The 25,816-nt window shown below is 38.9% G+C and carries 28 protein-coding genes, 1 tRNA gene and 1 pseudogene; 23 read left to right on the forward strand and 7 right to left on the reverse strand.

Annotated features, from left to right (window positions below; genetic code table 11):
• Positions 1-95: 95 nt before the first annotated feature.
• Positions 96-168 (reverse strand) — tRNA-Lys (locus tag A3G9_RS0103665).
• A gap of 93 nt (positions 169-261) precedes the next feature.
• Here A3G9_RS0103665 and yycF point away from each other — a divergent pair.
• The 4 genes from yycF (at position 262) to rlmH (ending at position 4,874) form a co-directional block, all read left to right on the forward strand.
• Positions 262-975, forward strand: a complete 714-nt coding sequence (gene yycF / locus A3G9_RS0103670; protein ID WP_002818016.1) for a response regulator YycF — start codon at positions 262-264, stop codon at positions 973-975.
• Positions 976-996: 21 nt separating this feature from the next.
• Positions 997-2,898, forward strand: coding sequence for an ATP-binding protein (locus A3G9_RS0103675; protein WP_002821022.1), 1,902 nt, complete (start codon positions 997-999; stop codon positions 2,896-2,898).
• A 64-nt stretch (positions 2,899-2,962) separates the two neighbouring features.
• Complete coding sequence (locus A3G9_RS0103680; RefSeq protein WP_002821239.1) at positions 2,963-4,240, forward strand: S1C family serine protease; 1,278 nt, start codon at positions 2,963-2,965, stop codon at positions 4,238-4,240.
• Between the two features lie 151 nt (positions 4,241-4,391).
• The gene (gene rlmH, locus A3G9_RS0103685) at positions 4,392-4,874 is read left to right on the forward strand and encodes a 23S rRNA (pseudouridine(1915)-N(3))-methyltransferase RlmH (protein WP_002818020.1); all 483 of its coding nucleotides are present in this window, start codon (positions 4,392-4,394) and stop codon (positions 4,872-4,874) included.
• A gap of 20 nt (positions 4,875-4,894) precedes the next feature.
• On the opposite strand, the gene A3G9_RS0103690 is transcribed toward rlmH, so the two are convergent.
• Both A3G9_RS0103690 and A3G9_RS1000000110220 read right to left on the reverse strand, forming a co-directional pair.
• Complete coding sequence (locus A3G9_RS0103690; RefSeq protein ID WP_002821240.1) at positions 4,895-5,275, reverse strand: SHOCT domain-containing protein; 381 nt, start codon at positions 5,273-5,275, stop codon at positions 4,895-4,897.
• Positions 5,276-5,339: 64 nt separating this feature from the next.
• Complete coding sequence (locus tag A3G9_RS1000000110220; RefSeq protein WP_002818023.1) at positions 5,340-5,516, reverse strand: hypothetical protein; 177 nt, start codon at positions 5,514-5,516, stop codon at positions 5,340-5,342.
• Between the two features lie 95 nt (positions 5,517-5,611).
• On the opposite strand from A3G9_RS1000000110220, the gene A3G9_RS0103700 reads away from it, so the two are divergent.
• The 12 genes from A3G9_RS0103700 (at position 5,612) to gpmA (ending at position 15,502) form a co-directional block, all read left to right on the forward strand.
• Positions 5,612-6,796 (forward strand): AI-2E family transporter, encoded by a 1,185-nt coding sequence (locus A3G9_RS0103700; RefSeq protein WP_002818024.1) that lies wholly within the window; start codon positions 5,612-5,614, stop codon positions 6,794-6,796.
• Complete coding sequence (gene rsmG, locus A3G9_RS0103705) at positions 6,793-7,521, forward strand: 16S rRNA (guanine(527)-N(7))-methyltransferase RsmG (protein ID WP_002818025.1); 729 nt, start codon at positions 6,793-6,795, stop codon at positions 7,519-7,521. Before A3G9_RS0103700 ends, rsmG begins: the two co-directional genes overlap by 4 nt.
• The gene (locus A3G9_RS0103710; protein ID WP_002818026.1) at positions 7,514-8,284 is read left to right on the forward strand and encodes a ParA family protein; all 771 of its coding nucleotides are present in this window, start codon (positions 7,514-7,516) and stop codon (positions 8,282-8,284) included. The genes rsmG and A3G9_RS0103710 overlap by 8 nt, the downstream gene beginning before the upstream one ends.
• Positions 8,265-8,477: a hypothetical protein gene (locus A3G9_RS0103715; protein ID WP_002816647.1), complete on the forward strand. Its 213-nt coding sequence runs from the start codon at positions 8,265-8,267 to the stop codon at positions 8,475-8,477. The genes A3G9_RS0103710 and A3G9_RS0103715 overlap by 20 nt, the downstream gene beginning before the upstream one ends.
• The gene (locus A3G9_RS0103720; protein WP_002818029.1) at positions 8,467-9,354 is read left to right on the forward strand and encodes a ParB/RepB/Spo0J family partition protein; all 888 of its coding nucleotides are present in this window, start codon (positions 8,467-8,469) and stop codon (positions 9,352-9,354) included. Before A3G9_RS0103715 ends, A3G9_RS0103720 begins: the two co-directional genes overlap by 11 nt.
• Positions 9,354-9,533, forward strand: a complete 180-nt coding sequence (locus A3G9_RS0103725) for a DUF951 domain-containing protein (RefSeq protein ID WP_018025237.1) — start codon at positions 9,354-9,356, stop codon at positions 9,531-9,533. Before A3G9_RS0103720 ends, A3G9_RS0103725 begins: the two co-directional genes overlap by 1 nt.
• 63 nt (positions 9,534-9,596) lie before the next feature.
• On the forward strand, positions 9,597-10,700 hold the full coding sequence (gene ychF, locus A3G9_RS0103730) for a redox-regulated ATPase YchF (protein WP_002816650.1): 1,104 nt from the start codon (positions 9,597-9,599) through the stop codon (positions 10,698-10,700).
• 73 nt (positions 10,701-10,773) lie between these two features.
• Positions 10,774-11,577, forward strand: coding sequence for a DUF1129 domain-containing protein (locus tag A3G9_RS0103735; RefSeq protein ID WP_002816651.1), 804 nt, complete (start codon positions 10,774-10,776; stop codon positions 11,575-11,577).
• Positions 11,577-12,269, forward strand: a complete 693-nt coding sequence (locus A3G9_RS0103740; protein WP_002816652.1) for a response regulator transcription factor — start codon at positions 11,577-11,579, stop codon at positions 12,267-12,269. The genes A3G9_RS0103735 and A3G9_RS0103740 overlap by 1 nt, the downstream gene beginning before the upstream one ends.
• On the forward strand, positions 12,269-13,417 hold the full coding sequence (locus tag A3G9_RS0103745; RefSeq protein ID WP_002818033.1) for a sensor histidine kinase: 1,149 nt from the start codon (positions 12,269-12,271) through the stop codon (positions 13,415-13,417). The genes A3G9_RS0103740 and A3G9_RS0103745 overlap by 1 nt, the downstream gene beginning before the upstream one ends.
• A complete protein-coding gene (locus A3G9_RS0103750; RefSeq protein WP_002818034.1) occupies positions 13,410-14,732 on the forward strand; it encodes a D-alanyl-D-alanine carboxypeptidase family protein in 1,323 nt (440 codons plus the stop codon). Before A3G9_RS0103745 ends, A3G9_RS0103750 begins: the two co-directional genes overlap by 8 nt.
• Positions 14,733-14,788: 56 nt before the next feature.
• Positions 14,789-15,502: a 2,3-diphosphoglycerate-dependent phosphoglycerate mutase gene (gpmA, locus tag A3G9_RS0103755; RefSeq protein ID WP_002816653.1), complete on the forward strand. Its 714-nt coding sequence runs from the start codon at positions 14,789-14,791 to the stop codon at positions 15,500-15,502.
• Between the two features lie 55 nt (positions 15,503-15,557).
• Here gpmA and A3G9_RS1000000110675 read toward each other — a convergent pair.
• A pseudogene (locus A3G9_RS1000000110675) lies at positions 15,558-16,735 on the reverse strand (hypothetical protein).
• Positions 16,736-16,750: 15 nt separating this feature from the next.
• On the reverse strand, positions 16,751-17,260 hold the full coding sequence (locus tag A3G9_RS0103765; protein WP_002818036.1) for a QueT transporter family protein: 510 nt from the start codon (positions 17,258-17,260) through the stop codon (positions 16,751-16,753).
• A 199-nt stretch (positions 17,261-17,459) separates the two neighbouring features.
• Between A3G9_RS0103765 and A3G9_RS0103770 the strand changes: the two genes are divergently transcribed.
• The 7 genes from A3G9_RS0103770 (at position 17,460) to hxlB (ending at position 23,002) form a co-directional block, all read left to right on the forward strand.
• A complete protein-coding gene (locus A3G9_RS0103770; RefSeq protein WP_075703296.1) occupies positions 17,460-18,452 on the forward strand; it encodes a LacI family DNA-binding transcriptional regulator in 993 nt (330 codons plus the stop codon).
• A gap of 118 nt (positions 18,453-18,570) precedes the next feature.
• Positions 18,571-18,828 (forward strand): hypothetical protein, encoded by a 258-nt coding sequence (locus A3G9_RS0103775; protein ID WP_002816657.1) that lies wholly within the window; start codon positions 18,571-18,573, stop codon positions 18,826-18,828.
• A 10-nt stretch (positions 18,829-18,838) separates the two neighbouring features.
• Positions 18,839-19,582 (forward strand): sugar phosphate isomerase/epimerase family protein, encoded by a 744-nt coding sequence (locus A3G9_RS0103780; RefSeq protein WP_002821241.1) that lies wholly within the window; start codon positions 18,839-18,841, stop codon positions 19,580-19,582.
• On the forward strand, positions 19,579-20,871 hold the full coding sequence (locus tag A3G9_RS0103785; RefSeq protein ID WP_002821242.1) for a hypothetical protein: 1,293 nt from the start codon (positions 19,579-19,581) through the stop codon (positions 20,869-20,871). Before A3G9_RS0103780 ends, A3G9_RS0103785 begins: the two co-directional genes overlap by 4 nt.
• 6 nt (positions 20,872-20,877) lie before the next feature.
• Positions 20,878-21,840: a sugar kinase gene (locus A3G9_RS0103790; protein ID WP_002818040.1), complete on the forward strand. Its 963-nt coding sequence runs from the start codon at positions 20,878-20,880 to the stop codon at positions 21,838-21,840.
• Positions 21,840-22,463 carry an orotidine 5'-phosphate decarboxylase / HUMPS family protein gene (locus tag A3G9_RS0103795; protein ID WP_002818041.1) on the forward strand — a complete coding sequence of 208 codons (624 nt, stop codon included), beginning with the start codon at positions 21,840-21,842 and terminating at the stop codon, positions 22,461-22,463. The genes A3G9_RS0103790 and A3G9_RS0103795 overlap by 1 nt, the downstream gene beginning before the upstream one ends.
• Positions 22,460-23,002, forward strand: coding sequence for a 6-phospho-3-hexuloisomerase (gene hxlB / locus A3G9_RS0103800; protein ID WP_002818042.1), 543 nt, complete (start codon positions 22,460-22,462; stop codon positions 23,000-23,002). Before A3G9_RS0103795 ends, hxlB begins: the two co-directional genes overlap by 4 nt.
• Positions 23,003-23,254: 252 nt before the next feature.
• Here hxlB and A3G9_RS0103810 read toward each other — a convergent pair whose 3' ends face one another.
• Positions 23,255-24,244 (reverse strand): MFS transporter, encoded by a 990-nt coding sequence (locus A3G9_RS0103810; RefSeq protein WP_236608163.1) that lies wholly within the window; start codon positions 24,242-24,244, stop codon positions 23,255-23,257.
• Between the two features lie 69 nt (positions 24,245-24,313).
• On the reverse strand, positions 24,314-25,786 hold the full coding sequence (gene zwf / locus A3G9_RS0103815) for a glucose-6-phosphate dehydrogenase (protein WP_002821245.1): 1,473 nt from the start codon (positions 25,784-25,786) through the stop codon (positions 24,314-24,316).
• Positions 25,787-25,816 lie beyond the last annotated feature (30 nt).

Consider the following 25,816-nt stretch of genomic DNA (forward strand, 5'->3'; position numbering starts at 1 on the left):
TTTTATTATTCTCTATCATTTTATTTCTTAGTAATATATAAAAAAGAAAAAAGCGCTCAACCATGCGGTTAAAGCGCCTTGTCAACATATAGCTATGGATGCTCAGGGGATCGAACCCTGGACCCACGGATTAAGAGTCCGTTGCTCTGCCAGCTGAGCTAAGCATCCAAACAAGTTCATATTCTATCACGATTCTTCACGTATGAGCAAGATCGCTTATCACTTTCGTTAATTATTTTTATAGCTGTTATAATATTATATATGAGCAAAATTCTTGTTGTCGACGATGAGAAGCCAATTTCAGACGTTATCAAATTTAATTTACAAAAAGAAGGTTACGATGTCGTGACAGCTTTTGACGGGCGGGAAGCTTTGGAAGTTTTTGCTTCCGAGAATCCAGACCTTGTTTTGCTGGACCAAATGCTTCCGGAAATCGAGGGAACTGAGGTTCTTCGTCAAATTCGTTCCAACTCTTCGACGCCGGTAATTATTGTAACGGCAAAAGACAGTGAGATCGATAAAGTTGTCGGCCTTGAAATGGGCGCTGATGATTATGTGACCAAACCTTTTTCAAATCGTGAATTAGTTGCTCGTGTTAAGGCTAATTTACGTCGCCAGGATGCGACTCTGCCTGGTGTTGACGCATCTGGCGATCATTCGCAAAAGGAGATTAAAGTTGCCGATTTGATCATTCGACCGGATGCCTATACGGTTACTAAAAACGGAATTGATCTCGATTTAACTCATCGTGAGTTTGACCTTCTTCATTATCTGGCCCGCCGTCCCGGACAAGTGCTGACTCGTGAGGCCCTCTTGACCGAGGTATGGGGCTTTGATTACTTTGGCGATGTTCGGACGGTCGATGTGACTGTTCGCCGTTTGCGCGAAAAAGTTGAGGACTCGCCCAGCCGTCCTGAAATTTTAATGACTAAACGCGGTGTTGGTTATTTCATTAAACCAGATAGTGTTCATTAATAAGAAATAAAACCACGAATAATGAATAACCTCTCCAATTTTATTTCCAGATTTTTTCGATCAGTGCATTTCAAAATTGCGCTGATTTTTACAGTGATCACTTTAATTACGCTTGGTTTGGTCGGAGCTTTTTTTGTTAACCAATATTCTTCTCAATTAATCCAATCTTTTGATGATCGTGTAACGGTCCCAAGCACAATTAAAAGTCAGCTGATCTCGGATTTGCAAAATTCAAATAAAAAAGCAGCCAATCAGGATATTAATCAGGCTCTTTCCACTTTGGGCGGTTCCACTGACCAAGATTATGTTTATGTCGTTGACAAAAGCGGTGTTATTCGTGGAAGCCTGACAGTTGAAATGAAACAGTTGGTTGGCCAGCAGATCGATTCTTCGATTAGCGGCAAGAAGGTTCAGAGCAATATTTATCATGCTCTTTCAAGCAGCAAAGATTACGTTCGTCGTTTTAGGAGCGAGTCATTGGGGCGTCGCTACGAAACCTTGACTATTCCGCTTGAATCCAAACCGGGCGATCGCAGTTCGACGGTCGGTGTTTTTGTCTACACGGCCAGCATGGAATCAATTTATGAATCAATTGCCAATATTACCAATATGTTTGTCGGCGCTTTATTTATACCCTTGCTAATGGCTATCATGATTGGTTTTTTGATGGTCCACTTGCTGACACGACCAATTACTGAATTGGCTGAGCAAACCGAACAAATTACAAAGGGAAATTACTCGATTAAAAATTCGATTAAGTCAAAAGACGAAATTGGTATTTTAGCGACACAAATAAACGATCTGTCCGATACGATTGCTTCGGAAACGGCAACCTCCAACATGGAAAGCGATCGATTAAATTCCCTGCTTTCTAATATGACTGATGGGGTTTTAGCTATCACGCGCGATGGAACAATTACGGTTATCAATCAGGCTGCCTTGGATCTTTTGCATATTCCGCGTACCGATAAAGCGGTTGGAAAGAACATCTCGGATTTACTAAAGTTGGTCGATAAAAAAATTACCTTGCGGAAACTTTTTCAATCGATCCGTGGTTTTGTCGTTGAACCCGATGGACCCGATGGAGTTACTCTGAATGTTGTTGCCAGTTTGGTTCGTCGCCAATCAGGATTCATCTCTGGAGCCGTTGTTGTTTTGCGCGATGTCACCCGCCAATTAAAACTAGAGAATGATCAGAAGAATTTCGTTTCCAATGTCAGTCACGAATTAAGAACTCCGTTGACTTCTGTTAACTCCTATATTGAAACTTTGCAAGAAGGAGCCTTGACGCAAAAAAAAATTGCCCGTGAATTTTTAGGTGTTGCTCATGACGAGACACAGAGAATGATTCATATGATTAACGATCTGCTTGAGTTGTCACGAATGGATCAAGGCAGAACAAAAATGGACACGGAAGCTGTCAATTTTACCAAGTTTATAAATTATGTTCTTGATCGTTTCGATGTCATGTTCAAACAAGGGCATTCAATGCATTCTGATAATCATTACAAAATTATCAGGAATTACGACCAGAAGAAATCCTGTTATGTTGAAATCGATTCCGATAAATTTATGCAGGTTGTCGATAATGTTATTAATAACGCAATCAATTATTCTCCTGATGGGGGTAATATTGAGATCGGGATCAATGAGACCGATGATTCGATAATTTTAAGCATTAAAGATCATGGATTAGGGATTCCGAAAAAGGATTTGGAGAATGTGTTTACTCGTTTTTATCGTGTCGATAAGTCGCGGGCTAGAAAACAGGGTGGAACCGGCCTTGGGTTGGCGATTTCAAAAGAAGTTGTGGAAGCTTTGCATGGGAAGATTCGTGTAGAATCAACAGTAAATGTCGGTACAACTTTCTTCATCAGTTTGCCGAAGGTTGATACGAGTTCTTCGAGATTTGATTTTAGCTAGAATTTTCCTTTTGATTAATTTTACTTTAATCTTATCTTGATAATATTTACGGAGGTATTTTGCAGTGACTGAAGAACAAGACCAAGGAAAAACGCAAAAAGATATCCAAGGCAAAAAGCCGAAAAAAAATCGTCCCATTGGTCGGATTATTGCAACTGCTCTTTTGGCTGGTCTTCTCGGTGGCGGTGTCGCTGTTGGAGCAGGCTATATTTATACGCAAACGACTGATTTTATTGGAAAATCGACCGGTGCCTTAAGCGATGGTAAGACAACTATTAAGGCCCCGACAATATCCGGAAAATCGAATGCTACTAAGGTTTATAACAATCTAAAGGGAGCAGTTGTTTCCGTTATAAATCAACAGGCGACCAGCAGTAGCTCGACAATTTACGGCGATAGTTCTAAAAAATCTTCCTCGAGCACCAGCTCCTCTTCGACGCTCCAGACAGCCTCCGAAGGGTCCGGCGTTATTTATAAAGATGCTGACGGGTATGCTTACATCGTCACTAATTATCATGTAATTTCCGGAGCCAAGAGAATTCAGGTTGTTCTTTATGACGGTACAAAGGTAGTCGCTAAAAAAGTCGGTTCCGATGCGATGACAGACTTGGCTGTTTTAAGAATATCGGGCAGTGATGTTAAAACGGTCGCGCAATTCGGAAACTCTAATCAAATTAAAACCGGCCAAACTGTTTTGGCGATTGGCTCGCCGCTCGGAACTGATTACGCCTCTTCTGTTACCGAGGGGATTATTTCAGCTTCCAAACGTCTCGTTTCCAATACATCGGAAAGCGGAAAAACAAATTATGGCGATTCGATTGCTATTCAGACGGATGCTGCAATTAATCCAGGGAATTCCGGCGGTCCACTTGTTAACACTTCCGGCCAGGTTATCGGCATTAATTCCCAAAAATTGACCGAAACCGATGAAGGCGAGTCCGTCGAGGGAATGGGTTTTGCAATTCCTTCAAATACAGTCGTTTCAATTATTAACAAATTGATTAAATACGGAAAAGTTGTTCGCCCGGCTTTAGGAGTCGAAGTCGTCGATCTCAGCGAAGTATCGAGCGATGTTGTTAAAAAGACACTTAAATTGCCAAGCAAGGTTAAGACTGGAATCGTTATTGCCGGCTTTTCAAGTGATAAATCACCAGCCAAGAAGGCCGGTATCAAGAAATACGATGTCATTGTTGCCGTAAACGGCGAGAAAGTTTCCAATCTGGCTGATATGCGCGATATTATTTATAAGCTCAAAGTCGGTGATACAGTTAAAATTACTTATTATCGAGCTTCGACTGAAAAAACAGTCAAGGTTAAGATGACTGAAACTTTGAAACAATAACTTTCCACAAATTATTAAAAAAATATAAATATTGTGGATAACTTTGGATACGAACACGATTAGAGCCTAGAAATGGGCTTTTTGTATTATCAAAAAAATTTTTTGTTCGTGTGGATAAGTATTCATCAACCCGAACAGTATAATTATATAGATGTTAAATATCCGGATATTGGTTGTTGGAAAAATTAAAGAAAAGTATTTTAGGAATGCTTTAGACCAATATTTAAAACGGCTTTCCCGTTTTACCAAGATCGAAATTATTGAGGTCAAAGACGAAGCAACTCCGGAAAAAGCCAGCAAATCGGAAAACTTGGAAATTCTTCAGACCGAAGGTGGGAGATTACTTGATAAAATTAATAATCGGGATTTTGTAATTGCTCTTGCGATTGAAGGAAAACTTATCACGTCTCCGGATTTAGCCGACATGATAAGAGAAATTCCTTTAGATGGCTATTCAACAATTGATTTCGTGATTGGCGGTTCGCTTGGTTTGTCGAATGAAATTAAAAATAGAGCTAATGCAAAAATTTCTTTTGGAAGAATTACACTCCCTCACCAGTTGGCCCGGGTTCTTTTGACAGAGCAAATCTATCGCTCTTTCATGATTAACGAAGGAAGTCCCTATCACAAATAAGCCATTAAAAAAACAAGCCGTTAACTGGGCTTGTTTTTATTACTGTTTCTATTGCTTCTTGTTGATCGAACATTTTTTTCTTCGTCTTTTTCGGCATTTTTGATATCCGAATCGCTGATCTCGGAAGCTTTTAAATTCAAGGCTCTTTTTCTTTTTAAATATTCGACTTCGGAGATTTCGGCACGGGCGAATTTATCGTCTAAAATTTCCTGTGCATGACTTGTATTCAGGGAGCTGCCCAAATTTTTGAAGTTTATTTTACCGTTCTTCTGATATCTTTTCCAAATCCTAACAAGAATCAGAATGATAAATATGATAACGGCAATTTGAATTACAAAAGCAACCAACGACCAAATCCAATTGAAAGGATTCATCATATTCCAACTATATTCGCTCATCATTATAATAGCCTCACCTTTTGGATGTTAACTTACAAAAAACTCGCTTTAGATTGCGGGTTTTTAATCATTTTCCATTAATTTTAACAGCTTTAGGTAGTTCAACTCCCTCAACGCCCTTTGCCCATTGCTGTAATTGAGCCGTACGTTGGAGTTGATTTTTCTTTTGTTGATTATGAGCAACTGGTCGTGGGCCGGCAAAGGAATTGTACGGCGACTTACCAGTTAAATTTTTATTAGACATAGTTACACCTCTGAAATATTTTAAGCAATTGTTTATTTTACGTGCTTTCCAGCTAAAAATCAAGGTTAGCATTAATCTTAGCTATAATTTAATTAATGGAATTCCTTAAAAAGAATCGGCTTCTTTATTGGACAATTGAATTTTTGCTATTGGCAATGTTGATTTTGGTCCTTTCGACACTTAGTTTTATTTTTGAGCCAATCGGTATTTTTATTCGGACAATTTTTCTGCCCTTGATTGTTGCTGGTTTTTTGTATTATTTGCTGCACCCGGTTGTTGTTTTCTTGGAAAAACATTTTCATTTCAAACATTTGTTGGCTGTCGCAATAACTTTCTTTGTTTTTATCGTTATTTTGATTTCTGTTTTCGTTATCTTTGTTCCCCAATTAATTGCTCAGATCAGCAACATGCTCGGTTCTTTGCCTAAGTTTGTCGATGATATGAGGAATATGACCGATAGTTGGGTTAAGTCGAAATGGTTCAAGCAATTATATCAGGACGTTAAGATCAGCAACATCCAAAAACAAATTAGTAAATATTCTTCGACTTTTTTGGAAATGTCTTTGAGCAGTTTGGGAAACATCGCCTCCTTTCTTACGACTTTTACGATTAACATTATTACGATTCCAATCATGCTTTTTTATATGTTGGCTGACGGGGATAAATTTATTCCTTTTATAAATCGTTTTATTTTTCCGAGCCGTTCTAAAGAGGTCAATGATTTGGCTGCTCGAATGAACAATACGATCAGCAGATATATCGATGGCCAATTTATCGAAGGAATATTTGTGATGTTTTTTATCACCGGCGGATATTTGATAATTCGCCAGCCTTTTGCTCCTTTACTTGGTATTTTCGCTGGTCTTTGTGTTTTGATTCCCTATCTTGGACCTTTTATTTCTATTATTCCAAGCCTATTAATTGCTTTGACTGTTAGTGGACAGCAGGTGCTGGCAGTGCTGGTAGTTGTCTTAATTGTCAGTCAGCTCGATGGTAATTTAATTTATCCGAATGTAATCGGTCGCAATCTGAAAATTCATCCGCTGACGATTATCATTATCCTGCTATCGGCTGGCAATATATGGGGGCTCATAGGAATTATCCTTGGTGTGCCAATTTATGCGGTTCTTCGAACTTTATGCATTTTCTTTTATAATCTTTATCAGTTGAGAAAAGGTAAAGATCTTTCTGTTGAACATTTGCTTGCCGAAGAGAGGAGCAACCGGAAGAAAAAAAAAGATAATTTATCGAGTGAAAAAAGGGAAGAAAATAATAAATGAATCCAGATGAATTTGTTACAACTTTAAATAATCAGAGCCTGCCGATTTCCAATCGAAAAATGGTTCTTTTTCAGACTTATCTCGAGTTTTTGTTGGAATACAGTAAAAAAGTTAACTTGACGGCTATTAAGGAACCAAAGGATATTTGGTTAAAACATTTTTATGATTCGCTCACGCCTTTACTGTATCTACCCGACATGAATAAGAAGGCTTCTTTAATCGATATTGGTTCGGGAGCTGGTTTTCCAGGAGTCCCGCTTAAAATTGTTAATCAAAAATTTCAATTAACTTTACTTGATTCTTTGCAAAAAAGAATTGCCTTTTTAGACCAATTAATTGACAAACTTAATTTGAAAAATGTTGAAACAGTTCATGGGCGGGCCGAAGATTTTGCTCATAATCTGAATTATCGGGAAAAGTACGATTTCGCAATTGCCCGAGCTGTCTCCAATACCAATACTCTTTTGGAATTGCTGTTGCCCTTTGTCAAAGTCGGCGGCAAGATTATTTTGATGAAAACTGTTCATGTCGAAAGTGAAATTTACGGTGCAAGCAAAGCATTGGAAGAACTTGGCGGTCGGGTATCTCAATCCTTTTCTTTTGAATTGCCGAATGACGATCCTCGTGTTTTGATCACGATAGACAAAATCAGTTCGACAAAAAAACGTTACCCAAGAAAAGCTGGCGTCCCTGAAAAATCTCCAATTGGAGGCAAACATGACTAAAGTGATTGCTTTAGCCAACCAAAAAGGTGGAGTTGGAAAAACAACGACGGCTTTAAACTTGGCTGCTGGACTTTTAAGACGCGACCAGAAGGTTTTGCTAATCGATCTAGACCCACAGTCCAATGCAACTTCCGGTGCCGGAATTACTAAAGAGGAAATTGTTTTTAATTCTTATGATGTTTTAATTTCAAATCGGGCTGTTAAATCTGCGATCATTCATCGCGCCGACAACTTCGATATTCTTCCGTCTTCGACTGAATTAGCCGGAGCAGAAATCGAGTTAACGAAGAAAAAAGACCGTCAAAAAATTTTAAAAAGAAAAATTGCCAAAGAGAAAGAAAAATATGACTTTGTCCTCATTGATAATCCGCCTGCTCTTGGTTTGCTATCTTTAAATTCTCTGATGGCTGCTGATTCGGTTTTGATTCCCGTGCAGGCTGAATACTTTGCTTTGGAGGGTTTGGCCCAATTAATGAAAACAATTAATTTGGTTAAGGAACACGGCAATTCAGGCTTGACGATCGAGGGTATTTTGATGACAATGACTACACACACGAAAATTAGCCGGCAGGTCGTTTCCGAGGTTGAAAAACATTTCTCTGAAGATACTTATCATGTTACGATTCCAAGAAACGTTCGCCTGACTGAAGCACCAAGTTTTGGACAGTCAATTTTCGATTTTGCCGGATTTTCATCGGGTGCGCGAGCATACAATAAATTGGTAAAGGAAATTATTAGCAAAAATGGCGAAGAACAAAGTTAATCAAATCGAGATTATTCATACAGCCGGCGATTATCATTTGCATGAACAAAAAGTAAATGATTATTTAAAGTATTCCAGTGGGCATGTGGTTGCTTCTTTTGTCGGAACGCCAAATGCGGCTCATCATCATGAACCGGGTCACTTTTATACGGTCATTGAGTATGAGCTAGAGGTATCTGCAGATGGCAAATAAACGTGGCTTAGGCCGCGGTATTGACGCTTTATTTTCTGATGAAGAAGATAAAAAAGAGGCCCAAGTGGTCGAAAAAGTTGCCCCAAAAAAAGATGATCGAAATTCCGTTTCGACAATTTCTCTTTCTTCGCTGAAAGTTAATCCTTATCAGCCACGAAAGACTTTTGACGAGGCTTCTCTTTCCGAATTGGCCGAGTCCTTAAAACAGAGCGGTGTAATTCAGCCGTTAATAGTTCGAGCTCACGGCAAAAATTATCAAATTGTTGCCGGCGAACGGCGTTTTCGCGCGGCTAAATTAGCTAAATTGACCGAAGTTCCGGTCATTGTTAAAGATTTGTCGGACAGTGCAATGATGGAACTGGCGATTATTGAAAATCTTCAGCGTGAAGACTTGAATCCAATCGAAGAAGCTCAGGGAATCAACTCTTATATGAAAGAACTGGCTTTAACCCAGGCCCAGGTAGCTGAAAAACTCGGAAAGTCGCGGGCCGGCGTTGCCAACACCTTGCGATTGCTAAATTTGCCGACAGAGGTTCAACAATTAATGATTGACGGGAAACTTTCAATGGGGCATGCCAGAGCCTTGTTGGGTTTGGATTCTCAACCGGATATGCTGTTGCTTGCGCATCGAATCGTTAAAGAAGGCCTTTCTGTTCGGCAAGTCGAAGAATTGGTGCGCAAGTCCGCAAATCCTGAAAAGAAAAGTTCGAATCAAGGAAGCAAATCAACAAATATTTATGCCGAAGAGGTCGAACATCAGTTGGAGGATAAATTCTCTACGAAAGTTTCCTTATCAAAAAAGAAAATTGAAATTAATTTTGCCAATGAAGACGAATTGGACAGAATTTTAACTTTGCTTGGAGTAAATCTTGACTAATGGATTATCAATTAAATACAATCGTTGAAATGAAAAAACCTCACGCCTGCGGAAACAACTCATGGAAGGTTGTACGCATGGGTGCAGATATCAAAATAGAGTGCAACAGTTGCCACCGGATTGTCATGATGACATGCCATGATTTTGAAAAACATCTTAATAAAGTTATTAAAGACTAGGCAACCGGCCTTTTTATTTACTCTAAATTAAATAGTAGAATTAATAAGGAATTAGGAGTAAATATGTCATTAACTGCAGGAATTGTCGGCTTACCAAATGTCGGCAAATCAACATTATTCAATGCAATCACAAAAGCCGGAGCCGAGATGGCCAATTATCCATTCGCAACAATTGAGCCGAATGTCGGTGTTGTTGAAGTGCCGGACTCCAGGCTTGCACGGATCCAGGAAATAGAACCAGCCGATAAGGTTGTCCCAACTACTTTTGAATTTACCGATATTGCCGGGATTGTCAAAGGTGCTTCAAAGGGCGAAGGTTTGGGAAACAAATTTTTGGAGAACATTCGTCAGACCGATGCAATTATCGAGGTTGTGCGGGCTTTTGAAGATTCAGAAATTACCCACGTTACCGGCAAAGTCGATCCAATTGCCGATATTGAGACGATCAATACCGAATTAATCATTGCCGATATGGAACAGATTGATAAGCGTTACTCGAAAATTGAAAAAGCGGCGGTTAATTCCAAAGACAAAGCTGCGATTGCCGAATACAACGTTTTAAAAAAAATAAAGCCGGTTTTGGAAGCCGGGAAACCGGTTAGAAGTTTGCAGTTTGACGAAGAGGAGAAAAAGATTGTTCATAACCTTTTCTTTTTGACCGATAAACCAATGCTGTATGTTGCCAATATTTCTGAAGGCGACATGGCTGATCCGGCCTCATCGCAGTTTTATCAAGCAATTTCCGATTATGCTGCCAAAGATGGTGCCGAAGTGATCGGTTTGGCTGCTAAAACCGAGGAAGAGATTTCGGAAATGGATCAAGCTGATAAAGCTGATTTCTTGGAAATGGCCGGTGTAAGCGAACCCGGTTTGAATAAATTAATTCGTGCTGCCTATCACTTGCTTGGATTGAGAACATTTTTTACTGCCGGCGGCAAAGAAACTCGGGCCTGGACCTTTAAGAGTGGGATGAAGGCACCACAAGTTGCTGGAATTATCCATTCCGATTTTGAACGTGGCTTTATTCGAGCTGAAACAATTAGTTTTCCTGATTTGGATAAACTAGGTTCGGTTGCAGCTGTTAAAGCTGCTGGCAAACTTCGCTCGGAAGGCAAAGAATATCTTGTTCAGGATGGCGATATCATCAATTTCCGTTTCAATGTCTAATTGTTTTTTGATATTGATCGAGCAATCTTAAGAATTTGTTCGCCTTTTTAGTATAATTTTACACGGAGGCTTAATGACAAATTCCGAACTTTCTAAGCGAAATCAGGAATTTATTTTTCATTTAACGAAACTTTTGAATAATTCCAAAAGTTTTAATGATGAGAAAACAAATTCAACTTTAATTACAGTCAGAGAAAAACTTTTGGCTGGTCAAAAAACCGGGAAAACAGCCCGGCAGCTTTTTGGTACGCCAAGTGAATTTTATCAGGATTTAATCGATCCAAAAGGGGCAGCCAATCGGCGAAGGAAATTGGCTCAACAGGGGCATAAGGTGAATAATCCGGCCAGTACAGCGGCTCGTCCAAGAATTACTCAACAACTTTTCGATTATGGTTTTGGAATCGAATTTATTGATACATCCTGGACCTTACTGATTATGTTCTCGGCTCTATATGCGATTACCGGAGCAATCGGCAGCAGCAAACAATCGCAGAGTATCGGTTTGATCACGATTTTTCTCTTTTCTCTCATATCGGGAGCGGCTTACGTCTTTGTCCTGCGAATTTTAACGCCGGATCCGAGCAAAAAAGAGCGGATTCCGATTTGGCAGCGTTTGCTTTATTCGCTGCTTATTCTGGTCAGCTGGCTGGTTCTCTTTACCGGCGTTACTTCGTTAATCCCAGTTAAATTTAATCCAGTTTTGAATTCGCTTTGGCTATTTGCGATTGCAGTTGTTGCAGGTGTTTCATATTACTTTTGGAATAAAAAATCTTCTTTGCCAAGAGGAATTTTGATTATTGGAAGTTTGGCAACCAATTCCAGTGTGCAGTATCGCCAGAAATATCCAAAGATTAAGAAAGCAAAGGGTAAAAGATAATGACGAAAATTCTTGTTGTTGACGATGACAAAGAAATCGCTGAGTTACTAGAGATTTATATTCGTAATGAAGGGAATGAACCGGTCTTGGCTTATTCTGGCGAAGAAGCTCTTTCAAGATTGAATACTAATCCTGATATCGCTTTAATGATTCTTGATGTAATGATGCCGGGAATGAATGGTTTTGATGTCGTTAAAGCTGTTCGGAAAGACACGAATATTCCGATTTTGATTGTTTCGGCTAAAACTGGTGATATGGATAAAATTCAAGGCTTAATTACCGGAGCTGATGATTATGTAACCAAACCTTTTAATCCTTTGGAAGTAATGGCCCGGGTTCGTTCGCTGCTTCGGCGTTCTTCAAATGAAGTTAAAGATGAAATACCGGAAGTTATCGATGCCGGTGCCCTGACAATTAATAAAGATTCCCACGAAGTCAAGACATCCGATGGTGAAATCGTTCAGTTGACCGCCTTGGAATTTGGAATTTTGTATTTATTGGCTAGCCATCCGAATCGGGTTTTTTCGGCCGATGAAATTTTTGAAAGAGTTTGGCAAACGGAATCGGTTGTTTCGGCCAAGACAGTTATGGTTCATGTTTCTCATCTACGCGACAAAATAAAAGAAGCCACCAACGGCGATGAAGTTATTCAAACCGTCTGGGGTGTTGGCTATAAAGTGGAAATCAACTAGTGAAGTTAACAGCGAAAGAAATTTTACATCTTAGTTTTTATGGAGCAGCTGCGGCAATCGTGCTGCTTTTTTTGGATTGGTCGGTTTTCTCATTCTTCACGGCTATTCTTTCCGGAAATTTTCGAATTAGCCGCGGTGGTTTTTACTCCTTGGCACGGATCACCTTCAACAGTCACAATTTTACTTTTAAGAATCAGCAATGGTGGGGTTTTGTCGCCATTCTATTGATAGGGATTGTTTTGTGGATTTTTCTTTTGTTGCGCGAGTATCAACAACTGCAGTTAAAACGTCTATCCAACGAAATTACAAGAATTAATAATACGAATGATAACGATCAAATAAAAATGACTTCGATTGACCCAATGGTTACTAATCTTGTTTCGCAAATCAATCAAATGACGCAGGCAAAACAGGAAATATTAGACACCGAATTGGACAACGAAAAAAAACAGCAGGAGCTGGTTACAAATGTTTCTCATGATTTAAGAACACCTTTAACATCAATTATTGGTTATTTGGGTTTGATTGAATCCAACCCCAAATTGCCGGAAGAACAAATGCGAAAACATGTCTCGACGGCTTATTCCAAAGCTCAACAACTAGTGTCGATGGTTGAAGATCTTTTTTCTTATTCGCAGACACAAACAAATGGGGAAAACATGAATTTTCAACCGATGGAGATTTCCGAATTTTTCGATCAACTGATAGTTCAATTCAGCCTCGATGCTCATAAACACAATATTACGATGTCCAGTTTAACTAATCCCGGTCAAATAAAAATTGTCGCTGATCCGGAAAAATTAGCTCGTTTATTTATGAACCTGATTAATAATGCCTTTAAATACGGAAAGTCGGCGATGACATTTATCAAATTGACGGCTGTTAAAAAAGATGATCGAGTCGAGATTAGGGTTCAAAATGATGGGGAACAGATTCCAAAATCCAGCCTGAATAAATTATTTGATCGTTTCTACCGGGTAGATCAATCCGGAAATAAGGATATTTCAGGAACCGGACTTGGATTGGCAATTTCTCAAGGTATCGTTAAACAGCATCATGGAGCTATTCGAGTTGAATCAAATACCCAACTGACAAGTTTCATAATCGAGTTGCCCTTAGACGCATCTTTGGGGATGCCTCGTGATTAGAAAACAATTTCGGCCTTTCAACTTTTTAATAATTTTTGCATTGCTCTTTCTGCTTGTTTCCTTTTTGATTGCTGTTTTTGTAAACAACAAAGCTACGCGAATTAAATTACCGACTATTGACGGTCGCCCGATTCAGCTCAAAACGAAGGCTGCTTCCGCGTTGGTTGTTAATTTTAAGAGTGGTCAAGTCATTGCTGAGAAAAATCCGAATAAAAAACTGGCAATTGCTTCGACAAGCAAACTTTTAACCGCTTATTTAGTTTTAAAAGCAATTCACGAAGGGAAACTATCCTGGAATAAAAAAATCAAAGCAAATCAGGAAATCTATCAACTTTCAAAAAATCCCGATTTGATGAATGTCACTTTATACAAAAACGGTTCTTATACGATCCGACAGTTAATGAATTCGACTTTATTGATTTCAACCAATGCAACCGGAATATTACTCGGGGATGCAGTCTCCGGGAATCAGACAAAATTTGCCGAACTGATGAATAAAACAGCAGCATCCTTCGGCATTCCTAAATCCGAGTTTAAATTTTACAATGCGGTCGGCATTTCAAATTCATATTTGGGTAGTGGAAAACTCAAAGGTGTTTCTGATCAGGCTGAAAATCTCGCTTCCTCAAAGGCTTTAGCAACAATTGCCTATCGATTATTCACTGATTATCCGGAAGTTATCAAAATTATTCAGCAGCCGGAACTAAATTTCTATGATTCGAATAAAAAAACTTCTTTTAAATCTGCCACTACCTTGAACACTTTTAATAGTGAAATCAGCAAAATGAAAATGAAATTTATTGCTGCTAAGAATGGGGCGTCTAAAAAAGCCGGCTCAGTTATGCTTGGATTGACGGATAAACTTGGTAATAATCAACAGTATTTATCAATTGTCATGAATGGCTCGAGCTATGATGATCCTCTGCCAACCTGGAATTTGACAGCCAAAATAGTTCAGCAGGCGGCAAAAGAAGGCCGAAATGTTGTTTTAAAAAAAGGAAGCTCAATTACCGGTGCTGATAAGCTTACTTTGCAAAAAACAGAATTATACCAAGTACCACTGAAAACGGCCTCAAAACTTGTTTTTTGGCTGCAAAAAGGATCTAAAGCTGTATCCGCCGATCCATTCCCTTATGATAAAAAGCTGTCGGAAATTAAAAGCGGACAGGTTTTCTATGGCAGGATTAATAATTTTAAAAATTTCAATTATTTATATGGGGTCAAAGGACCTGAAAAGATAAAACTTCAAGCAACCAAATCAACGAAAGTTACCAACGATTGGATCATTAGATACTGGCGTTGGCTAATTCATTAGTCTGGTGAAACCTGAGTTGTTTGCGATATGATAAATAAGGAATCTCGGAGGAAAAAATGGCTAAATTAGTATTTATTCGCCACGGCCAATCTGAATGGAACGCTTTGAATCTATTCAACGGCTGGGTTGACACAAAATTATCTGAAGAAGGAATCCGCCAGGCAAAAGAAGCCGGTGAATTGCTTGCTGAGAAAGGAATTCAATTTGATCAGGCATACACCTCGGTTTTGACACGGGCAATTCAGACTTTGCACATCGCTCTTGAAGAAATCGATCAGCTTTGGATCCCAGAAGAGAAATCTTGGAGATTAAACGAGCGCCATTATGGAGCTTTGCAAGGATTAAATAAAAAAGCTTCTGCTGAAAAGTGGGGTGACGAACAAGTCCATATCTGGCGTCGTTCTTATGATACTTTGCCGCCTTTGCAAGATGAAATTCAAAAATCGATCACTGTTAATGGCAAAACCTATCCGGCCTTGGATCGTCGTTATGCCGAGCTTGATCCAAAGACATTGCCGCTTGGCGAGAATTTGAAAGTTACTTTGGAACGAGTTATGCCTTTTTGGGAAGACAAAATTGCTCCGGATCTTCGCGCCGGCAAGAATGTAATTATTGCCGCCCACGGAAATTCGCTTCGTGCTCTTTCCAAGTATATTGAAAATATTTCCGATGCCGACATTATGGGTCTTGAAATCGCCAATGGCCAACCGATTATTTACGATTTCGATGAGAATTTGAAATTCACGAACAAAGAATTACTTTCCAAGTAATTAAAAAAACTCGCTAAGTGCTTAGTAGTTAGCGAGTTTTTTTATTTGTTTAAGTTTACTTAGTATTAGTAGCGAAGATGTCGACAATCGAATTGCTGATTTGCTGAATTGAATTTGGATTCTCGATTGAATTAAGTACCCTAAGTCGAACTTCGTCGATTTTTTCATCTGTCGCGGGAGCTTGTTTCCCTTTACTTGCGATTTGTTCGGCATAAAGGCTTTCGTTAGCCTCCAGTGAAGCATTCTGGCTGGCAAAGCGTGCGAACATTTGCGCGACTGAGTCCGGTAACTGCTTTTTAATTTTAATTGGTTCGTTATCAGGGTTTTCAGTTAAATTATCGTCGGTAAGTATTTCGGGGATGTGGGAAGCTTGAACTGAAGTATTATTTTTGCTCGTTTCATCAGCGTTTATTTCGTTTGATTGGCTTGAAGGGGCTTGGCTGCTTTTAAAAAATGATTGTTTATCAATCTTTGGCAAAGCAGCTTCGGAGGACGGAACTTCAGAGGACTCTGAGGTAGATGGAGCAGGCGCAAATGAAGATGCTTCCGATGAAGGAGCTGAAAAAGAAGGTATCACAGGCGACCTTGTTGCCGATGAAGGAATTTTCGATGAAGGTGTTTCAAAAAGATTATTTTCCGGTTCGGTCGCAGCAGAAGATGTTTTTTCAAAAGAGGGGATTTCGGAAAAACTTTCTCTTGGCGCAACTGGTGTCGAGGAAAAAGTTTCAGATCCAAGGTCAGTTGACTCTTTTAGCTTATTGGCTAAACTTTCGACCATTTTTTTTTGGTTCGAGTCTAGATTAGAAAATTGTTCGGCTAGCTCTGATAAGGAATCTGGAACTTCAGAATCGTTTGTAGTGTTATCGATTTCTTTAAAATTATCTGTTGAAGTAGTTTTTTTGGTAAGGGAAAAGTTATCCTCGGCTTGTTGAGCTTGTTGAGCTTGTTGAGCTTGTTGAGCTTGTTGAGCTTGTTGAGNGCTTGTTGAGCTTGTTGAGCTTGTTGAGCTTGTTGAGCTTGTTGAGCTTGTTGAGGGGCTCGACCGAAGGTAAAACTATCGATTGCCTGTTCATCACTATCCACATGATTAATTGATATTGGTGAACTTTCCTTTTCATCAACAACTGGGTTCTTTATTTCTTCGCGAGGATTTTCTTTCGTTTTGGGATTGCTCGTTTCATCAACTTCTTTTTTCCCAATGATAATCCTATGTAAAGCAGCTGTAAATTTCATATTCTAATTATCCTATCATTTTGTTAAATTAATAGTTTTGGAAACAGCATAGATAACAATTGAACCGACGATCATTGAAGCTAATTCACTAATGAAAAGCATACCGTAAGTTGCCCAGAAACTCCCATCGGCGGATTTAGGAAAGAAAATAACTAACTCAGCAGCAATCCAGAACATGAATAAACTTACGATCAAAGTTGAGGCCACGAATTTTAATGGCACATTTTTTATTTTTTGGGTAACCGTGTAAACGACCCAGGTCATTACCAATGTTTGCAAACCTCCTACGATTGCATCGATAATACCAAGACCGAAAAACAGGTTAAAAATAAATACCCCGATTGTTTGCGCAATAATATAACGTTTATTAAAAATAGCAAGGTTGTTAAACCCCTCTCCGGGGCGAATTTGAACTGCTCCACCGCGTAAGTTGAAAGGAGGGATCATGCCGACCAATATATATAAGGCCGCGACAACCCCGATTAATGTAATATTTCTTGCTTGACTTTTCTTATGGTTACTCATATTTAACATCATATAAAAAAAGCAGGCGAGTTTCTGTTACTTATGGCTATAAATCAATATCTTTCTTATCAATTCTTGCGTTGCAGCAAGATGCCAACTGTTTGTTTTAACAGGAAATTCCCGCTTTTTCAAAATGTCTATCCGAGACTAAAAAATTACTTTAAACTTAAAATGTAATAAGTGTAACGATTGGATAAATATTAGCGATCAAATAACAATTCATGACGTAGCAAAAATGGCGGGAGTTTCGATTGCAACTGTCTCTCGCTTTTTGAATGGGCAATTAAATAGAATGTCTAAAAAGACAGCTGATCGGATTGCCAAAATAATTCAGGAAACAAATTATGTTTCCAATGCTTCTGCGCGTCAACTGGTAACGAAAAATAGTGGAATTGTGGCTGTCGTCGCAGCAGATATTGACGATTATTTTTCTACTGAATTTTTTAAGGGAGCCAGTTCGGTTTTGGAACAGCACCATTTAAATGCAGTTCTTTTTGATTCTAATTCCAGGTTAAATCGAGAAAAACAAAATTTAAAATTTATTAATCAGCAGACCTTTGACGGCATGATTCTTCAGCCTCTGACGGATAAATCACAATTCGTTAAGGAACTTGTGAGACGTCCGATCAAAACGGTTATTTTGGATCGGGATCTTCATGATGATAGTTGGGATTCTGTTCAGACTAATAATTTTCAAGCAGCCAGAGAAGCAAGCCTTTATTTCTATAAAAACAGTTTCACAAAAATAATTGTCATCTCCGAACCGGTTACTGGAATTTCCACCCGTCAGGAACGCTTAAAGGGAATTCAAACGGTTTACCCAAATGTCCAGTTAATTGAGATTGATAACGACCGTCCTTTTCTAAAGAAAAATTATGAAAAAGTTTCAAATTTACTTAAAAAAAATCAGGTAAAGGGTGAAAAGACACTTTTTTTCTTCTTAAAAGAGCGCTTATTATTGAATTTCTTTTCCTTTTTTTTACAAGAAGGTATTTTAAGAAACAAAGACTTGTCAATCACGGCTTTTTCGGATACCCAAATTGTCAAGGGACTCTTGCCGGATTTTAAAATGATCAAGCAGGATCCGTTTCTATTGGGCGCCACTGCGGCGGAAATTATTGCCAATCAGATATCAGATAAGTCTGCAACTTCTCAAGGCGAAAAATTTATCGTGCCCGCTCATTTTGGGTAAACGATTTCCTATATTTTTAAATAAGTGATAGAATTATTTTTTTGGAAATGGGTAAGCGTTTACCCATAAAAAAGTTGGCGAAAATGGATTTGCCAAATTCCTAGATTGAGGTGAAAAGATGACGGAAAGAACTTTTATTGATCCAGAGAAGTTTGCCTTGAGTTTTAGTAAAACAGTTGCCGAGGGAAATGTTCCGGTCAGCGAATATGTTGACAAGGCCAAGGAACAAATGCTGGCTTATTTGACAGCCTATTATCTGGTTCAGGACTTTGATAAGAACGAATCGAAGAATTTCGGGAGTAGAGAAGATAAAAAATTCTCGGATCTTAGTTTTAATGAATTATTAACAAGAATAGCTCAATTAAATAAATACTAAGGAGAAAATAATGGCTATTTTTTTAAACACACTAATTTTTGCCGATCGCATTAAAAATGGTGAAAAACAAATTGATTTACTCGATGAAATCAAGCAGGCCGGTGCTGACGGAGTTGAGGCCAGATATGAATACTTCAAAGACTTTGATGCTGAAGCACCTTTAATTAAAGAAAGAGCGAAGAAATTGAATCTGCAGATTAGTCTGAGTATTCCAGATGAATTGTTCGAGGATAATGGCGGTTTAAATAAGCAACTTCCTGAATACTATCGACAAAATCTGCTGCTGGGTTCCAAACGGGCTAAGTTTAACACTGGTAATTTTTCAGCTTTTAACGGAAATTTGAAGGAAAATTTTTCGAATATTCCAAATGGCCTTCAACTGGACGTTGAAAACGACCAAACGGAATTATCCGGCCATATCGAAAATATTCTGCCTTTTTTAAAATCGGTTCAACAGGCAGGACTCAACATCGCCTTTGTTTATAATCTTGGTAATTGGGCTTATACAAAGGGCGATGCCATCGAGAATGCAAAAAAACTAGCTCCATATACTGAATATATTCACTTTAAGAACGTAAAAGGAACAGGCGACAAATTAATTACGACTGAAGACTTGGATGATGGTCGTTTTGACTGGAAAAAAATTGCCGATATTTTGCCGAAGAATGTTGATTCGGCGATTGAATTCTCAATTGATTCTGATGAAAAAATTGCTTCGCAGGTAAAGCTTTTGAAGGGCAAGTTAGTGAAATGAATACATTGATTGTCTGTTTGCTCTTAATTACCTTTTTTGGTTTCATCTTTTATATTTTTAAAGGTGGAAATCTGATGCTTGGATTTTTCATTATGGCTTTTCTATGGACCGTAATTGGTGGAATATCCTATCAAAAAGCGATTGTAAATGTTTTTGCCACGCCAGTGGCCAATTACGGCTCGACAATTGTTTATATCATCTTTGGTTCCTGGTTTGGTCAGGTTCTGGTCGAATCCGGTATTGCACCAACGATATCGCATGCCACGGGTCGTTTTGGTAAAAAGAGACCACTTGTAACAGCGATTTTGGTTGTCTTAGTTACCGCTTTGATTTTCAGTAGTGCTTACGGGGTCGGTTCGGTAATTGCAATTGGTGTTATTTTATTACCGGTTTTGTTATCGGTAGGTGTACCGCGCCCTATTGCGTTGACAGCTTTTTCATTAGCAATTGGTGCGCCAATGTATATTAACGTCGTTCTTTTCAACCAGATGAAGGCCTTTTTCCCTAAGGCGGTCTATGGCGGAAAATATTTGATTTTTGGTATTTGTGCTGCTCTAGTTCAACTGCTGGCAGTAATCATCTTCTTAGCTATTCATGCACATAAATTCGATGCAAGCAAAGCCGAAGCTAATTTGCAGGAAGTCGGTGCTACGGCGGATCGGAAAGTTGAAGTACCCAAAATACCGATTATTGCTTGGGCTATTCCGGTTGTTCCAGTGGCAATGAATATTATCTTCAAATGGGATGCGATTCCTTCTTTGGTAGTCGCTTCGATTCTAGCCATGCTTTTGACAGGAAAAATGGGCAGCTACAAAAAGATGATGTCATTTATAAACGACACGATTCAAAAAGGTATTGGCAATATTGCTGGCCTGATCATGTTTTTACTGATTTTGACGATGTTTTCCGGTGCTGCTAGTTTGAATGCTGAAAGATTCCAACCTATTTTTAAGGTAATTCTTCCGCATAGTACTCTTGCCATTTGCATTTTGATCGGTATTATTGCTCCTCTGTCTTTGTTTAGAGGGCCACTACAGGTATGGGGCGCTGGTGCGGCAACAGCGGCTGTCTTGTCAGGTATGCATTTGTTCCCAGACAGCTTTTTGCTTCCGCTGCTTTATACGGCGACCTTGTTTGCTGTCTCGACTGATATCACACAGTCTTGGAACGTCTGGGGTTTGGGCTATATGAAAGTCCAGTCAAAAGAGTTGTTGAAATACGGTATTCCGGTCATGTGGATTGTGTCTATTATTAACGAATTTCTAGTCTATCAATTTCTTGGGAGATAAATAAAAATGAGTGAATTTATCACAATTGGTGAGCCAATCGTTACTTTTGCTTCTACTGATGCAGACGCTGATTTGGTTCATGCAGAAAATTTCAAAAAAATTGTTGGCGGTGCTGAATTAAATGTTGCAATCGGTGTTTCCCGTCTTGGACATTCGACGCAATATATTTCAAGAGTCGGCAACGATCCTCTCGGTACCTTTGTTAAAAACGAGATTAAATCTAATCAGGTTGGTGCTGATTATGTTTCTTCCGATAACGATAACTGGACGGCTTTTCAGTTAAAAGAAAAAGTAACGGTCGGCGACCCTTTGACCTTTAATTTTCGCCGCAATTCAGCGGCTGCACATTTATCCTCGGGAATTATCGATCGGGTTGATTTAAGTGACGTGAAGATCGCCCACATGTCGGGAATTTTTCCAGCGATTTCAAAAACAGCGCAAACTTCTTTCCGTCATTTGTTTGAACGATTAAATCAGAGAAATATTTTTACAACTTTTGATCCTAATTTGCGTCCATCGCTTTGGCCGAATGAAAAAACAATGATTAAAACAATTAATGAGTTGGCTGCTTTTGCCGATGTTGTTTTGCCGGGAACCAACGAGGGAGAAATCTTAATCGGTTCCAAGGATCCAGAAACAATCGCAGATTTTTATCTGCAGGCCGATAAAACAAAGACCGTAATTGTTAAAGTTGGTCCTCAAGGTGCTTATGTTAAAAATAAAGGGCAATCCGGTTATTATGTAAATGGATTTAAAGTTGGCAAGGTTGTTGATACGGTCGGGGCCGGCGATGGGTTTGCCCTTGGATACATTACAGCTACTCTGGAAGGCAAATCGCAAAAATCAGCAGTTATGCGTGGAAATGCTGTTGGAGCTTTGCAGGTTCAAACACCGGGAGATAATGATGGCTATCCAACCGTTAAAAAGTTGGCAGACTTTTACGCAAAGGAAGGAGTTAGTGAAAAATAATGAAACTACAAGCTGCAATTGATCGAAGAAGTCTTCAGGAAACAATTGAATTGGCAAAGAAATTGGACCCGATTGTCGACATTGTCGAAATTGGTACTTCGGCAATCAAGGATTTTGGTTTTGCCGCATTGAAAAATTTGAAATCAGAGTTTCATCATGCCGAAATATTGTTTGATATCAAAACAAATGATGAAGGTGATTATGAATTCAAATCAGGTTATAAAGCCGGTGCTGATATTTTAACCGTCATGGGAGCAATGGATTTATCAACACTGAAAAAAACTTATCAGGTCTCTCAAGATTTCCATCGTGATATGTTCATCGACCTAATGGCAATGAAGAATCAACAAATTGCCCCTCTGATGAAATTTAATCAGGCTATTTTCGGTCTTCATCATTCACACGATTCCAGTTCTAATTTCGATGCCACGGATTCAGTCGCAAAGTTTCATGAGACCTATCCCTCTGCTTCAAGGATTGCGGTTGCTGGTGGAATCGATCTTAAATCAGCGGCAGCACTCTCGAAGCAGAATTTAACGGAAATTATTATTGTTGGCGGTGCGATTTCCGGCGCTGATGATCCAGTTCAATCGGCGAAAAAATTTATGGAGGTTATCAAATGACATTAGTCAATCAAGTTTTACAAGAAATAACGACGGTAATGGATGACGTCGATGAAAAACAACTTCAAGCGGTTGAAAAAATTATCAGCAAAGAAAAACGTATATTCGTTTTAGGAGCCGGCCGTTCAGGTTTAATGGCCAAGGGATTCGCGATGCGCTTAATGCACATTGGTTATACAGTTTACGTAATTGGTGAAACAATTACTCCTTCGATTGCTGCCGGCGATGTTTTGGTTAGTGTTTCCGGGTCTGGGACCACTGGCAGTGTTCTTGAACCGACCGAAAAAGCTCATCAAAACGGTGTTGAGATAGTTGCTGTTACCAGCAATTCCCAATCTCCTTTAGCGAAAAATTCTGATGTGGCTTTAATTGTGCCTGGCGCGACAAAAGCTGGCGATGGTGTTAAGTCCATTCAGTTGTTAAGTACACTGTTTGATCAGACAACGCATATTACTTTAGATATTCTGACTTTAATGCTGAGCCGGCGAGATAACACGAGTAATGATGCTGCCAAAGCTGCCCACAGTAATATGGAATAAATAAGTCGAAAATTTTAAGAATGCTTGGGCATTCTTTTTTTATTCGCGGAGAAAAAGAAATGAGTTACTGCGATTAGGCAGGCAATTATTAAAAATAACCAGGCGAAATAGTTGAATATTGATGATAGATTGTTTCTAATACCAAAAATTTTATCAGTAATTATAAATAAATATGGTTCGACAAAAACACCGACATTGAAACCAATTAAAATCACTGAAGTTACAAAGGTTTGCTTATTTCCTGGTGCTAATTTAGGCAACAAATGAAAAGCCAGTGGAGAAATTAGTTGTAAAGGAAAGCCGATTAAAATAAATCCAAAAAATGAGCACCGGTAAACTTTTGTGTGAATTTGCCACTATGAAATTGGAAATTGCGAACAAAGCTAAAGAAAAATAAATTAATTTGAATTTCATTAATTGATAAAAACGGCCGAAAAGGATTCCGCCAATCATTGCAATGATCAGCATAACCGACATAAATGGAGAGGCATTATAATCTTTGCTAATAATATTCGTGGCAAATTGAGCAAAACGAACCTGCATGCCGATATAATCGGCAACCAGGATTGCCATTAAAATAGCCAGAAGCCAGACAATTGGACTTATTTTGGAATTTTCTCTTTTATCTAGCGACTGCTCGGAATCAATTTCTTTTCCGTTTTTATCATCACCAACTTTTTTATGCTCTTTTGGTACGAACAAATTGAACATTAACAAAATTGGAATCGTAATTAAATAAACCAAAAAAGGTGCCTGCCAAGAAATATTCATTAACAAACCTGCAATGAAAGTGAGGAAAGCTTGGCCTACCTGTTCGATACTTGCTCTAAAACCTAATAAGGTCGCGGCGGTTTTTTCTTTAAAGTAGCTAGCAATTAATGAAACTGCCAATGAATTAATCATGCCAATACCAGCACCTAAAAAAACACGGGAAATTAGAATCAGGGGATAATTTTCCGTTAGAAATGGAATAATTCCTGTTAATCCAATAATTCCGACACCAATGTTGACTGTTAGTCTTTCACCGATTTTTGTCGAAATTAAACTGGAAAACAAAACCAACAAAGCCAAAGCGAAGCTCGGAACAGTGACCAGAGTCTCTACTTGAGCCTGTGTCAGATTTAATTCGCTGCGAATCATCGGCAGTGTTCCGTTAATTGCATAGGTGCTTGTTGTAATTAAAGAAATCGATAAAATACCGATGGCCGTTAATGAGTTCTTTGAGTTTGAGAATTTTTTCATTTGTTTCATTTTAACTTATAAAAAAACTCACAAGGAATGTGAGTTGAAAATAATCTCAATTTTTTAAAATTATCCGCGGTAAATCCAACGATCTCCAGTCTCAGCCAACAAACGATCACTGGCAACTGGACCCATTGTGGCAGATTCGTAAATTTCCAAAGGAGCCTTGTTTTCAGCCCAAACCTTGGCAATTTGATCGACAAATTTCCAGGAGATAGAAACGCCATTCCAATCAGCGAAGTTGGATCCATCGCCATTCATCGCATCGTGAAGCATTCTTTCGTATGGATCCGGTGTCTTAACCTTGTCTTGATCGGAAATTGACCATTTTAACAAATCGGAACGTGTTTCAAATTCGGTTGTAACATTTTTGCCATTCAAGGAGAAATTAATTCCCCCAACCGGATCGATTAAGATACTCAAAACCGGTTCGGATAGTTTGTCTTGATTGAATTTTCCAAAATCAAATGAAGATTTTTTATAAACAATATCGACTCGCGTTTGCTTGGCAGCTAATCGCTTTCCGGTTCTGATGTAAAAAGGAACACCGGTCCAACGATCATTTTCAAATTGAAGACGACCAGCAACATAAGTATCGTTCTTTGAATCTGCTGGAACATTGGGTTCTTCCGTATATGACTTTTGCCAAACTTCTCTTCCTCGACCATATTGTCCACGAACAAAGTTTGCGACAACCTCTCGTTCGTCATACATTTTCAGTTTTGAGAAAACAGTATTTTTAGCTGCTCGAATATCCGTATCGGAAAATGAACTTGGTTTTTCCATTGCCAGCCAACCAACGATTTGGAAGGCGTGGTTTTGAATCATATCAAGCAGAGCCCCGGCGGTGTTGTAATATCCAGCACGTTCCTCAACTCCGAGCTGTTCTGCTAAAGTTACTTGGACGTTTTTGATGTAGTTTTTGTTCCAAGTGGCGTCTAAGATCGGATTACCGAAACGAACAGCAGGAATATTTTGCACCATTTCTTTACCAAGGTAATGATCAATTCGGAAAATTTGGTCATCGGAAAAACCTGATTCAAGTTGATTTTGTAGTTCTTCGGCCGTCTTATAACTTGTTCCAAAAGGTTTTTCGACCATTAATCGGTTATAACCGGTATCCGACATCAGACCCTCGGATTTGATGGCTTGAGCGATTTGGCCAAAGAAACGAGGAGCAACAGACATATAAAAGATCCGGTTACCGCCGGCATCAAACTCTTTATCAAGTTTGGCCAGCATATTTTTCAATTTGCCATAATCTTTTAAGTCGGTAACGTCATGGCTGCTGTAACGGAAGTGGGCAGCGAATTCTTTAACTTGTCCTTCGGTTCCATTTTTAGCAATTGATTGGCGGACGACTTCTTGGAATTTTTCGTCGTCCAAGGGATGACGAGCAGTCCCAATCACAGCGAAGTGTTTTTGCAGATAACCTTTTTTAAATAAATTAAACAGTGAAGGATATAACTTGCGTTTTGCAAGATCTCCTGTGCCACCAAAAAGCAGCAAAACTAATGGTAATTCAGTAGGTTTATTATCCATATTTACTCCAAATCTTAACAACTAAAATTA

This window comes from Oenococcus oeni DSM 20252 = AWRIB129 (assembly GCF_000372485.1).
GTDB lineage: Bacteria > Bacillota > Bacilli > Lactobacillales > Lactobacillaceae > Oenococcus > Oenococcus oeni.

Coding starts and splice junctions, on each gene's coding strand:
- yycF (WP_002818016.1), top strand. CDS start 262: ATGAGCAAAATTCTTGTTGTCGACGATGAGAAGCCAATTTCAGACGTT.
- A3G9_RS0103675 (WP_002821022.1), top strand. CDS start 997: ATGAATAACCTCTCCAATTTTATTTCCAGATTTTTTCGATCAGTGCAT.
- rlmH (WP_002818020.1), top strand. CDS start 4,392: ATGTTAAATATCCGGATATTGGTTGTTGGAAAAATTAAAGAAAAGTAT.
- A3G9_RS0103690 (WP_002821240.1), bottom strand. CDS start 5,275: ATGATGAGCGAATATAGTTGGAATATGATGAATCCTTTCAATTGGATT.
- A3G9_RS1000000110220 (WP_002818023.1), bottom strand. CDS start 5,516: ATGTCTAATAAAAATTTAACTGGTAAGTCGCCGTACAATTCCTTTGCC.
- A3G9_RS0103700 (WP_002818024.1), top strand. CDS start 5,612: ATGGAATTCCTTAAAAAGAATCGGCTTCTTTATTGGACAATTGAATTT.
- rsmG (WP_002818025.1), top strand. CDS start 6,793: ATGAATCCAGATGAATTTGTTACAACTTTAAATAATCAGAGCCTGCCG.
- A3G9_RS0103710 (WP_002818026.1), top strand. CDS start 7,514: ATGACTAAAGTGATTGCTTTAGCCAACCAAAAAGGTGGAGTTGGAAAA.
- A3G9_RS0103715 (WP_002816647.1), top strand. CDS start 8,265: ATGGCGAAGAACAAAGTTAATCAAATCGAGATTATTCATACAGCCGGC.
- A3G9_RS0103720 (WP_002818029.1), top strand. CDS start 8,467: ATGGCAAATAAACGTGGCTTAGGCCGCGGTATTGACGCTTTATTTTCT.
- A3G9_RS0103725 (WP_018025237.1), top strand. CDS start 9,354: ATGGATTATCAATTAAATACAATCGTTGAAATGAAAAAACCTCACGCC.
- ychF (WP_002816650.1), top strand. CDS start 9,597: ATGTCATTAACTGCAGGAATTGTCGGCTTACCAAATGTCGGCAAATCA.
- A3G9_RS0103735 (WP_002816651.1), top strand. CDS start 10,774: ATGACAAATTCCGAACTTTCTAAGCGAAATCAGGAATTTATTTTTCAT.
- A3G9_RS0103740 (WP_002816652.1), top strand. CDS start 11,577: ATGACGAAAATTCTTGTTGTTGACGATGACAAAGAAATCGCTGAGTTA.
- gpmA (WP_002816653.1), top strand. CDS start 14,789: ATGGCTAAATTAGTATTTATTCGCCACGGCCAATCTGAATGGAACGCT.
- A3G9_RS0103765 (WP_002818036.1), bottom strand. CDS start 17,260: ATGAGTAACCATAAGAAAAGTCAAGCAAGAAATATTACATTAATCGGG.
- A3G9_RS0103775 (WP_002816657.1), top strand. CDS start 18,571: ATGACGGAAAGAACTTTTATTGATCCAGAGAAGTTTGCCTTGAGTTTT.
- A3G9_RS0103780 (WP_002821241.1), top strand. CDS start 18,839: ATGGCTATTTTTTTAAACACACTAATTTTTGCCGATCGCATTAAAAAT.
- A3G9_RS0103785 (WP_002821242.1), top strand. CDS start 19,579: ATGAATACATTGATTGTCTGTTTGCTCTTAATTACCTTTTTTGGTTTC.
- A3G9_RS0103790 (WP_002818040.1), top strand. CDS start 20,878: ATGAGTGAATTTATCACAATTGGTGAGCCAATCGTTACTTTTGCTTCT.
- A3G9_RS0103795 (WP_002818041.1), top strand. CDS start 21,840: ATGAAACTACAAGCTGCAATTGATCGAAGAAGTCTTCAGGAAACAATT.
- hxlB (WP_002818042.1), top strand. CDS start 22,460: ATGACATTAGTCAATCAAGTTTTACAAGAAATAACGACGGTAATGGAT.
- A3G9_RS0103810 (WP_236608163.1), bottom strand. CDS start 24,244: ATGAAAAAATTCTCAAACTCAAAGAACTCATTAACGGCCATCGGTATT.
- zwf (WP_002821245.1), bottom strand. CDS start 25,786: ATGGATAATAAACCTACTGAATTACCATTAGTTTTGCTGCTTTTTGGT.